This window comes from Legionella sp., assembly GCF_049790535.1.
In the GTDB taxonomy this organism is placed as follows: Bacteria; Pseudomonadota; Gammaproteobacteria; order Legionellales; family Legionellaceae; genus Legionella.
Genome location: NZ_JBAQZB010000072.1, coordinates 16,977 through 27,700 on the forward strand (window position 1 = coordinate 16,977; position 10,724 = coordinate 27,700).

Genomic DNA, 10,724 nt, shown 5'->3' on the forward strand with positions numbered 1-10,724 from the left:
CAGGGTGATAAATTATGAATTAATGGTTGGGGTAATGCAAGTAAAGAGAACAGCACGAATAAACATTTTGGAAGAATTAATTCAACAAATTATCCTATCATAAATCAATTAAGAAAATCGGTGTATAGATCATCTCAATATCAAATGCTCTAGGCCTCCAGTGAATAAAAAAGAACTTAGAGGAAGAGGAGATAAGTAAGATGTAAAACGATTTCTATTCTTATTTAAAAGTGTTTCTTAAATGAAAATAAATCTTTTTAATTTTCAAAAATACTTTTCGTAGCAGCTTTTATTGACTCCATTGATGTTAATAAGCTTTCTGGAGTAAGAAAGTCTGCCCAAACGGTCTGGAGTGCATTTATATATTTATATCCAAAATCAACGTTAAGATTTAGCATTGCTTCTACATTTTTAATAAAGTGGGTGCTATTAATAGGTTTTCTTACCTGCTGAATAGGTTCTATTAGGTCCCCGTTCATTTTTTGGAACATGCGTTGAAATGCATCGTTAAGCATTTGAGGTACAGGAGTATTTCCATCAAAAATTCGATGATCCGCGCTGATTGAAATAGGTAAATGATCTTGAATTTCAAATGTCTGCCTTTTTTTATTCCATACCTGTTTTCGCTCAATCTGCATCATTACAAATTTTACTGATTCATTTTTAAGCAAAGGAGATTTTGCATCAGTATAGCCCCACGGACCTACATTGCTAATGGTGACTATAGAGCTTCCTGGCAAAGGGTATCCATAGACATTATATGCAAAGTCAAGAAGCTTATTTTCATCATAAGGTTTTAGATGAGGATAGGCTTTTTCTAATTCTTCACGTCTTTTATAGCAATAAACCATCATCGGTAAAATATCACGAATGCGTTGGCTCAATTCAGCAACGCTCATTTCATGGCAGTTTGCAAATGCTATGGTTCCCATATGATCACCACAACCAGGTAGCAGTGCAATAACTCCCACATAAGCTTCTTTGCTTTGGTATAATTTTCTATAATGTAAGTAGCTGCGATATACTTCGTTTTCTTTTAGCCACAGACTTATAGATTGCATCATTAATGTAGTTAATGTTTCTGATGGGAATTTTTTATTGAAAAAATCGATGCAGCTCACATCAATGTTTGATTGAGACACCATTGTTGCCTCACTTGAATTATCCCACTGTGTCATTAGAATTTTACGCATGGGAGTCATTTCTATTTCTTGATGCTTTTGTGAATAGGCATGAATTATTGGCAACATATTTTGCATCAATTGCATGAATGTAATCCATTTTTTGCTTGGTTCAAGATTAATTTTCTTTAATTGCTGATGATGTTTTGCATTCAACGACTGCATAAAATTACTCATACCTTCAAAACCTAGTAAAGCAGATGCTGCAATTACATACCGGTGTTGCAAAAAAAAGTTAACCAGAAGTTGTTCTTCCAGATATTCAAGCTTCTTTTTCATAATAGTGCGATCAGGTAAGCCTACGTCGGTATATAGATCTGCCTCACAGACGTGACGATGTTCATCAGCAAGAATTACTTTAAATACTTTAGGAGCAATATTTTGTTGTGCATAACATTTAAATCCTTCTTCAATCCAGCCTTCTGCAATTAAATTTAACAGCATTACTGCAACTTTAGGACATTCTTCGTTTCTTACATAGTTGCATAGCATTTCAACATTATTGTTGTATTCAGGTGGTAGGGCATAAGGATCGCATAGCATGTAAAGAATTTTAGTAAATACCAAACCGTGGAAAATCTCATCCAGTAGTTGGGTATGCATCCTCTCTTTATTTTCTTGACTGATCATTTTATCCTGAAATTTTAGCGGTATTTGAATCGCTAAAACTTCCAACTGCGCTAAAAGGGAAAATGCGTAAATATAGAGTGACTTATCATGTTTGATATCAAAAGGTAGACCGTCTTTAAATAATTCATTCAGACGTTCTGTGATGAGTTTTTTTTCATCGGAATTGATTTTTTCCCATCCTTCTAAAATCCATTTTTCAGAGCCCCATCGGGGACGTAATAACTCATTCAAACTGTCCATAAAATTACTCTTAACAAACATAGATAATGCATCATAACTAGAGCTTATAGATAAGGTCAAGAATTAGGGGTATCTAAGCCTAATTAGATGGTAGCGCGAAATTAATTATTTAAATTTATAACCAATTGGGTGATTTTTGACATCTAGTTAATTGCTGCCTATAGGCTATCAAGAATAATCAATTTAGCTGGCAGTATATTTATTGATTAAATGGTTCTCTAAGTCCAGCAAGCGCTTCTGTTTTTGATTTTTATATAGCGCAACGAGCATCTTTTGTTGCAGACGAATTAATCATGTTGGCATTATAATAATTACTAACGCACGCACATTCGAAACCAAGACCAGCATCAACCCTAAAAGGAAAATATTTCCACCCCTTATAAAGCAAAAGCGTTCTATAGTTTTTGCTGGAATTATTAGTAAAACAGGGTTTTTTCTATCATGGTTTGAGCTTCATTTTGCTCACCTAAAACCACATAACTTAATAGTTTTAGGGTCTTTCGCTGATTTAGCTCGGAAAATGCAACAGAATTTATTTCACGAGTTCATTTCCCCAAAAAATAACTTACAGAAAGCAATACTTCATTTGAATGATAGGATCCAGGATTCAATGATTGATTGGACCATATCTCTTTGCCTGGGCCTGAGCTGATTTGTCCTAAATTTTGGTAATTATAGCCAACAGAGAGAATTAATTGTGACATAAATTGCAGATCAACTCCTATGCCAATAACATAAGAAAATTCGCTGGTACTGAATTTAGAAAATTGAGGACTAAAACGTGGAGTAACATCAGTTAGCGCTTTTTCTTTATAATTAGATGTTCTATTGAATGAGCTACCGATTCCGACGTTAACATAGGGAGAAAACTTTTTGTATTCTAATAGATTAAGTTTTGCGGAGGCTAATAAAAGATTTGCAGTCAGATTCCAATTGTAGCGATAGTTGGTCAATTCAGGATTAGAATACAAGGTTATCGTCTTTCCCAAATGAGTTCTGAAAAAATATTGCCAAAATACACCAAACGAATAGGAAGGAAACCAGAAATCACCAAGTTGCCAATGTCGACCTACTGAGAAAGCAATTACTGCTTCATTTTGATTTTTAGTTGCATAGAGATCTTTATTGTAGGGTGCGGGAAAGCCAGAGCTATTGTTAACTTTCATTGGATTGTGCCATTGGGGATATTGTTCTCCTACACCCATGCTAATAAACCAATTTCCTGGAGATTGTACCAAAGGATCTGAAAGGTTATTTTCATTTTGTTTTGCAAAAACCAAAGTGTTACAGAGTATTAACAAAGAGGTAATGTTGCGATAAAAAAAAGTCCATTTCATAAATGAATCTCAATATTTTATAAGTGTATTAACAACAGTAACTGCAAGTATATACTTCTCGGCTTTGAAGATACAGATTTGGACTATTACTTTTCAACCCATTCCGTTCAATTTATTGTTGCTATTGTATTTTTTAATTTTTTCAGTAAACGAAGATGTATCAACCTTTACTTTTTAAAAAATGAATCATCTAAGGTATAGACAAAGTAAATGCACTAATATAAATTGAGCCTTTTTGTTTAGGAATAATCAATGCGTATTGCCTTGGTGCTTGAATATGATGGTAGCCAATACCACGGCTGGCAAGCACAAACAAGTCTACATACTGTGCAACAGGCAGTGGAGCATGCTTTATCAAAAGTTGCTGATAGTCGTATCTCTGTAGTTTGTGCAGGAAGAACAGACACAGGCGTACACGCTACAAATCAGGTGATTCATTTTGATACTGATAAAGAACGCAGCATTCGGGCATGGATTCATGGTGCAAATTCTTTTTTGCCTAAAGATGTTTGTGTAAAATGGGGTAAAGAACTTCCTGAAGAATTTAATGCGCGATATTCAGCAACAGCGAGAAGATATCGTTACGTAATATATAATGGAGTGATTAGACCTGCTTTATTGCGTAGTAATATGACATGGCAATACAGGCAATTAGATCATCATCTGATGCATAAGGCCGCGCAAATTTTATTAGGTGAAAATGATTTTACCTCATTTCGTTCTGTTGAATGTCAATCTAATACACCGATGCGAAATGTGCATAAATTGCACGTAACTCGTATGAATGATTTAGTAATTATTGATATTACTGCAAATGCCTTTTTGCACCATATGGTGCGAAATATTGCGGGGGTATTGATTGCAATAGGTTCAGGAAAACATCCGGTTTCATGGATAGAGGAAGTTTTAAAGGCTAAAGACAGAAAGTTAGGCGCTGAAACTGCACCTGCTTATGGTTTGTATCTAGTACAAGTGATTTACCCTCAAGAATTTTCCGTATTACAGAATAATCCAGGGCCTTCCTTTCTTTGGGAGAAATAAGTGCATCCCTCTCGTGGTAGTAATGAGACATAATGGAAAAATTAATGACCGAATTAACCGAAAAACGAGTACATTTTATCAGGCAATTAATAACTGATGAATTAGCAAGTGGCAAACATAAAGTTTTAGTGACACGCTTTCCTCCTGAGCCAAATGGTTATTTACACGTGGGGCATGCTAAATCCATTTGTTTGAATTTTGGTTTGGCAAAAGAGTTTGGCGGACTTTGTTATTTACGTTTTGATGATACGAATCCAATCAAAGAGGAAGAAGAATATGTGAACGCAATCATTGATGATGTGCGTTGGTTGGGTTTCGAATGGGTTGATATGACTCATTCATCGGATTATTATCATGAGCTTTATGATTTTGCTGTATTATTAATCAAAAAAGACTTAGCTTACGTTGATAGTTTAAGTATGGAAGAAATTCGGGCTTATCGCGGTACTTTACAAGTTCCCGGACGGGAAAGTCCCTATAGAAACCGGCCAATGGCAGAAAGTCTAGATTTATTTACCCGAATGAAGGCAGGTGAATTTCCTGATGGAACGCACGTATTAAGAGCAAAAATTGATATGCAATCCGGAAACGTGAACCTCCGGGATCCTGTGTTGTATCGTATTCGTCACGCATATCATCAACGTACGGGTAATGAATGGTGTATTTATCCCATGTATGATTACGCGCATCCAATTTCAGATGCTATGGAAAAAATCACTCATTCTTTATGTACTTTAGAGTTCCAAGATCACCGCCCACTTTATGATTGGTTTATCGAGAATTTACCGGTACCCGCAAAACCGGTGCAAATAGAATTTGCACGGTTAAATTTATCACATACCGTAACCTCTAAACGCAAATTACGGGAACTTGTTGAAAAAAATGCGGTAAGTGGATGGGATGATCCACGTATGCCTACTTTACGAGGGATGCGTAAACGCGGATATCCGCCTGCAGCTATTCGTCAATTCTGCGAAATGATTGGTATTTCACGTAGTGATTCTGTAATCGATATGTCTTTATTAGAAGACTGCGTCCGAGCAGAATTAAATAAAACTGCGAAACGTGCTTTATGTGTGATGGATCCTTTAAAAATTGTTTTGGAAAACTATCCTGAAGATCGAGTGGAACTGTTGCAGGCTTCTTTTAATCCTCAAGATCCTGAGGCGCCAACACGAGAGCTTCCCTTTTCTAGAGAGCTATTTATAGAACGTTCAGATTTTATGGAAGTACCAACGAAAAACTATTTCCGTTTATATCCTGGTGCCGAAGTGCGCTTACGTAATTCTTATGTAATTAAATGTCATGATGTGGTGCGTAATGATAACGGTGAAGTGATTAAACTGCATTGTAGCTATGATGAAAATACTTTAGGTAAAAATCCTGAAGGTAGAAAAGTAAAAGGAGTTATTCATTGGGTATCCAGCAAACATGCCCATCCCGTAACCATTTTGCAATATGATAGATTATTTACGGATGCTAATCCTGCTCGTGAAGAAGATTACTTTCAGTTTTTAAATCATGATTCGTTGCAAACACTCACCGCATTTTGTGAGCCTTCTTTGGTAAATCAGCCTTTGGGATCGGTGTTTCAGTTTGAGCGCTTAGGATACTATTGTGTTAATGAGGAAAAGGAGGGGCGTGTTCGAGCTTTTCATCGCGTGGTGGATTTAAAAGATACTTGGGGAAAAGTAAGCTAAGGGGTAGAAGTGTTACATTTATATAATTCATTAACCAGAACAAAAGAACCGTTTGTTTCCATTCGGCCTGGAAAAATTGGCATGTACGTATGTGGTATTACAGTTTATGACCACTGTCACCTGGGACATGCTCGTTCTATGGTATGTTTTGATGTTATAGTAAGGTATCTGCGTTCACAAAATTATGATGTAACCTTTGTGCGTAATATCACAGACATTGATGATAAAATTATTGCACGTGCTAATGAACGTGGTATTCCCATTGATGAATTGACCGCACACTATATAACTGCCATGCATGAAGATATGCATGCCTTAAATATTTTACCACCCACTTATGAACCACGAGCGACCGAACATATTGTCACTATTATCCGTTTAATTGAACGTTTACTTAGCAAAGACAATGCCTATGTAAGTGAAAACGGTGATGTATGCTTTCAAGTAGATTCATTTGCGGAATATGGAAAGTTATCGCATCAAGATCTGGAAGGATTAATGGCAGGCGCCCGTGTTGAGATTGTTAAAGAAAAACGCTCCCCTCTTGATTTTGTTTTATGGAAAAAAGCAAAAACGGGCGAACCAAGTTGGCCTTCACCATGGGGTGAGGGGCGTCCCGGTTGGCATATTGAGTGTTCAGCAATGGCTATGGAAGAGTTAGGAGAACAATTTGATATTCACGGTGGGGGACTTGATTTGCAGTTTCCGCATCATGAGAATGAAATTGCCCAAAGTGAGGCTGTTACTGACAAGCTTTTTGCTAATTATTGGATGCATGTAGGGATGTTACAGGTTAACAATGAAAAAATGTCAAAATCATTGGGCAATTTCTTTAGCATCGCAGATGTTCTGGCAAATCATCATCCAGAAGTTGTACGTTATTTTCTTTTAAGCAGTCATTATCGAAGTTCATTAAATTATTCTGAAGAAAATTTATTCAATGCCAAGAAAGCGCTAACCCGACTTTATCAAACAATGAAAGAGGTGTCTTCAGTTGCTAATAGTGATTTAGATGATCATTGGATTAATCAATTTAATCAGGCAATGAATGATGATTTTAATACACCTGTAGCTTTGTCAGTGTTATTTCAATTGAGTCATGAAGTGAATAAGAATAGCAGTCCTGTTTTAGCGGCAACTCTAAAGTATTTGTCTGGACTAATGGGATTATTGCAATCGGATTCTACTGAGTTTTTACAAGCAGGTTTTGCTGATGAGGATAAAGCAGCTATAGAGCAATTAATTGCGGAACGATTTCGAGCAAGAGCTGAGCGGAATTGGGAACGTGCAGATCAAATAAGAGTTGAATTATTAAATCAAGGGATTGAGTTAGAAGATGGGTCAAAAGGCACTACCTGGCGCAAAATAGCTAAGTAAGTACATAGCTTAGGAAATCCCTGGGAGGTAACAGACAGGTTTTTCCTAATTCTTCGACTAGTATTGTCGTACTGGCTATAGGAAAGCAATAAGAAAAGAAAATTAACACCCATAAACAGCTTGATATTCTTCTAACTTTTTAACTTGTTCATGTTCCTGTACCGATTTTAAATAATCAATCAAATCAAATAAATTGATAATAGAGTAAACATCAATTCCCTCATTTTTAATCTCAGATAAGGTTGATTTATTTGTTGCACCACGTTCGCAGCGATCCAGAGCAATGATTACTCCAATTAAATGTCCCCCATTTTCTCGAATTAAAGCTTGGGATTCTCGAAATGCTGTGCCAGCAGTAATTACATCATCAACAATAATTGTATTTCCTGTTAATGGGGCGCCGATCAATTGACCCCCTTCACCATGATCTTTGATTTCTTTGCGATTAAAGGTAACGGTAGCTTCTTTACCAAATTCAGATAAAGCAACAGCCGTAGTAGTAGCAAGCGGTAAGCCTTTATAGGCAGGACCAAATAAATGGTTAAATTCAGCATTATGTTCTAATAAGGTTTGTGCATAAAACTGACCTAATTGGCGTAAAGCATGTCCTTGATAAAATAATCCCGCATTAAAAAAATAAGGACTTATGCGCCCAGATTTTAAAGTAAATTTACCAAATTTTAATACGTGGCAATCAAGAGCTAATTTTATAAAAGATGATTTTATATGGGTCATAATGTTTTTCCTAAATTAAAAATTATTTTTATTACATTGATTTTTATAAAAAATCCTTAACAATAAATAAAAAACTGATATGCTAACCTTGCTGTATTTAAATACTAGTGCAGAGTAAATGTTTATTATAACGTAGTTGTCTTACTGAGTGAGTTAATTTTTTACCACTATAGCTGCGTGACAGTAAGCATTTATAATCTTGTTAGAAAAGTAAAAGCTTATTGGACGAAGGGGATAACTAATGTCGCAAAGAGAGACAGGCCATGTTAAATGGTTTAATGAAAAAAAAGGATTTGGATTTATTATTAATCAACAAGGTGATGATATTTTTGTGCACTATAAAGACATACAAGGTGTTGGATTCAAAACATTGCATGAAAATGATCCTGTAACTTTTGTGCTTGATAAAGGTCCAAAAGGCTTAAAGGCGCAAGATGTTGCATTACTTACTGAAAATGAATAAGTAAAAGCACTATTAAGTTATTTCGACATCCATTAAACAATGGGCGAAGGTTCGACCGTGACTATGGATTTGAAGATCCAAGATCATTTCTGTGTCTTTGCCTGTGTTTTTAATTATTATGGAGAGAGTCTCTGAAAGAAAAATTGCTCGAGGGTTAAGTGATTTCTTAGTTATATAACGCATTAAGTAACGAAATCTGTTTATTTTGGGAATCCCACATTGTTACGCATCTCATCTATTTAAACTGCCAAAGACTTTTATTTTCTTCTTCTCAAAAGAAAATACAAAAATCGTATATAATTTATCTATAATAATTAAATTTTAATCAAAAAGAATAATTTTGAACAATTGACAGTGTTTTGTATTCAATTTAATTAAAGCTTCTTACAAGGAGAGTATTATGGACAAGTGGAATATAAAAGAAGAGGGGAAAAATACATTAGACAATACTAAAGAGAAGGTTTCAAATCTCTATCAAAATGTTAAAGATCAAGTTGAATCAACCACAGGACAAATTAAAGAAACAGCTTCTGATTTTTATGAAGAAAGCAAAGAGAAGATTAATATTCTTGAAGCCTCCATGGAGATTTACACTGATAGGCTTTTAATCAAGGTAAAAAAATATCCATTAACTTCCCTACTTATTGCTGGGGGGATTGGTTTTGTACTCTCAAAAATAATTAGTAAATAAGAATATTTAGAAAATATCAGGTTTTTTGTAGGTCTCTTGAAAAGAGGTTTTATTGTGTTCTGTTGCTATTTCTGTAAAAGAATAGAAATAGCTAGAGCCTGCATTATCAAAAATTTAGTTTGGAGAATATTATCATGGAGAATAAAAAGAAAATTAAATTAACAGTAAATGGTGAAGAAAATAAGCTTAATTCTCCCTGTTTTGACAATTTTATTGATGCTCATGCAGATGAGATTTTTAAAAAAGTAAAAAAAAACCCTTTACTTGCATTGCTTATTTCTGGAGGAATTGGTTACCTTCTTGCGAAGATAAGCAACTAATATAACCTCAGCAAAGATACTTTTAGTACATTGTTAGAGTATCTTTAAAAATTTATATGGCTTGCGCATTCTGATGATATAATAGGTTTTTTAACGATCGACTTTTCAATTATGACTAAAAACTTAACTCCACATATCAGAATAGCTCAATTAAAAGATGCGGAGATAATAGCTCTAATTCATGTTCATTCTTGGCAAAAAATGTATAAAGAGTTTATTCCAGAAACTATATTAAAAGATTTATCTTTAAAAGATCGCACACAGCAATGGCATGATCTTCTAAAGAAAGAAGTAAAAGTATTTCTAATTGAAATTGCAAATCAAACAGTGGGTTTTGTGAGTATTTCTCCATTTCATGAGGGTAATACAGATAGTCTGATGGGAGAAATCAGTGCTTTGTACCTACAACCCGATTATTGGCATATGGGATTAGGAGCCAAACTATGTTTGGCTGCACTCGCTGAATTAGCAAATCAGGGATATAAAAAAGTTTTTCTCTGGGTATTGGAGGCGAATGCGCAAGCTCGTCGATTTTATGAAGCATTGGGTTTTGTAGGCACTACTTCAACAAAATTAAAAGAGTTTTATGAAGGAAGTGCTTTATTACAGGAAATTCTTTACGAGTACCCAGCTTTGCAGGAAAACATTAGTAAAAAACTTTGTCAGGACTATCCCTTATCTGTTTTGCTGGAACCCATGCCTAATGTCTGGGAAGAAGAAAGTAATTAAAAAACTTATTGAAAGAAAATATTCTAACTTCTTTTTCTTCATCAAAATCAAAAAAAAATATAAGCTTGTTTCTATGGTAAGCTTAGTGATGCTAAAAAACGTGAGTAGCTCAATGATTAAGATAGGGCAGTTTAATAAATTAAAGATAATCAAAGAGGTTTCCTTTGGTGTTTATTTGCAAGGGGAGGAGTGGGGCGAAATTTTGTTACCCAATAAATGGGTGCCTAAAAATACCCTAGTGGGAGATATATTAGATGTATTTGTCTATTTTTATTCGGAA

11 protein-coding genes are annotated in these 10,724 nt (G+C 35.0%); 8 read left to right on the forward strand and 3 right to left on the reverse strand.

Translation table 11 applies throughout. The features are described 5' to 3' along the window. Positions 1–257: 257 nt before the first annotated feature. Together WA877_RS04085 and WA877_RS04090 are read right to left on the reverse strand one after the other, a co-directional pair. Complete coding sequence (locus WA877_RS04085) at positions 258–2,051, reverse strand: 2-oxo acid dehydrogenase subunit E2 (protein WP_425169660.1); 1,794 nt, start codon at positions 2,049–2,051, stop codon at positions 258–260. A gap of 545 nt (positions 2,052–2,596) precedes the next feature. Then, positions 2,597–3,388: an outer membrane protein gene (locus WA877_RS04090; protein WP_425169661.1), complete on the reverse strand. Its 792-nt coding sequence runs from the start codon at positions 3,386–3,388 to the stop codon at positions 2,597–2,599. A 252-nt stretch (positions 3,389–3,640) separates the two neighbouring features. On the opposite strand from WA877_RS04090, the gene truA reads away from it, so the two are divergent. Genes truA through cysS form a run of 3 tightly spaced genes read left to right on the forward strand, consistent with a single transcriptional unit; the run spans position 3,641 to position 7,506 of the window. Then, on the forward strand, positions 3,641–4,429 hold the full coding sequence (gene truA / locus WA877_RS04095) for a tRNA pseudouridine(38-40) synthase TruA (protein ID WP_425169662.1): 789 nt from the start codon (positions 3,641–3,643) through the stop codon (positions 4,427–4,429). 44 nt (positions 4,430–4,473) lie between these two features. After that, positions 4,474–6,129, forward strand: coding sequence for a glutamine--tRNA ligase/YqeY domain fusion protein (locus WA877_RS04100; RefSeq protein WP_425169670.1), 1,656 nt, complete (start codon positions 4,474–4,476; stop codon positions 6,127–6,129). A gap of 9 nt (positions 6,130–6,138) precedes the next feature. Beyond that, positions 6,139–7,506: a cysteine--tRNA ligase gene (gene cysS, locus WA877_RS04105; protein ID WP_425169663.1), complete on the forward strand. Its 1,368-nt coding sequence runs from the start codon at positions 6,139–6,141 to the stop codon at positions 7,504–7,506. A 102-nt stretch (positions 7,507–7,608) separates the two neighbouring features. Here the strand turns inward: cysS and pyrE are convergent, their stop codons facing one another. After that, complete coding sequence (gene pyrE, locus WA877_RS04110; RefSeq protein ID WP_425169664.1) at positions 7,609–8,241, reverse strand: orotate phosphoribosyltransferase; 633 nt, start codon at positions 8,239–8,241, stop codon at positions 7,609–7,611. 241 nt (positions 8,242–8,482) lie between these two features. Between pyrE and WA877_RS04115 the strand changes: the two genes are divergently transcribed. From WA877_RS04115 to WA877_RS04135, 5 genes are all read left to right on the forward strand, one after another. After that, the gene (locus WA877_RS04115; RefSeq protein ID WP_425169665.1) at positions 8,483–8,704 is read left to right on the forward strand and encodes a cold-shock protein; all 222 of its coding nucleotides are present in this window, start codon (positions 8,483–8,485) and stop codon (positions 8,702–8,704) included. Between the two features lie 400 nt (positions 8,705–9,104). Next, positions 9,105–9,395, forward strand: a complete 291-nt coding sequence (locus WA877_RS04120; RefSeq protein WP_425169666.1) for a DUF883 domain-containing protein — start codon at positions 9,105–9,107, stop codon at positions 9,393–9,395. 134 nt (positions 9,396–9,529) lie between these two features. Then, the gene (locus WA877_RS04125; RefSeq protein WP_425169667.1) at positions 9,530–9,715 is read left to right on the forward strand and encodes a hypothetical protein; all 186 of its coding nucleotides are present in this window, start codon (positions 9,530–9,532) and stop codon (positions 9,713–9,715) included. Between the two features lie 111 nt (positions 9,716–9,826). Beyond that, positions 9,827–10,444 (forward strand): N-acetyltransferase family protein, encoded by a 618-nt coding sequence (locus WA877_RS04130; protein WP_425169668.1) that lies wholly within the window; start codon positions 9,827–9,829, stop codon positions 10,442–10,444. 88 nt (positions 10,445–10,532) lie between these two features. Next, positions 10,533–10,724: S1 RNA-binding domain-containing protein (locus tag WA877_RS04135; protein WP_425169671.1), on the forward strand; the 192-nt coding region annotated here is incomplete at its 3' end.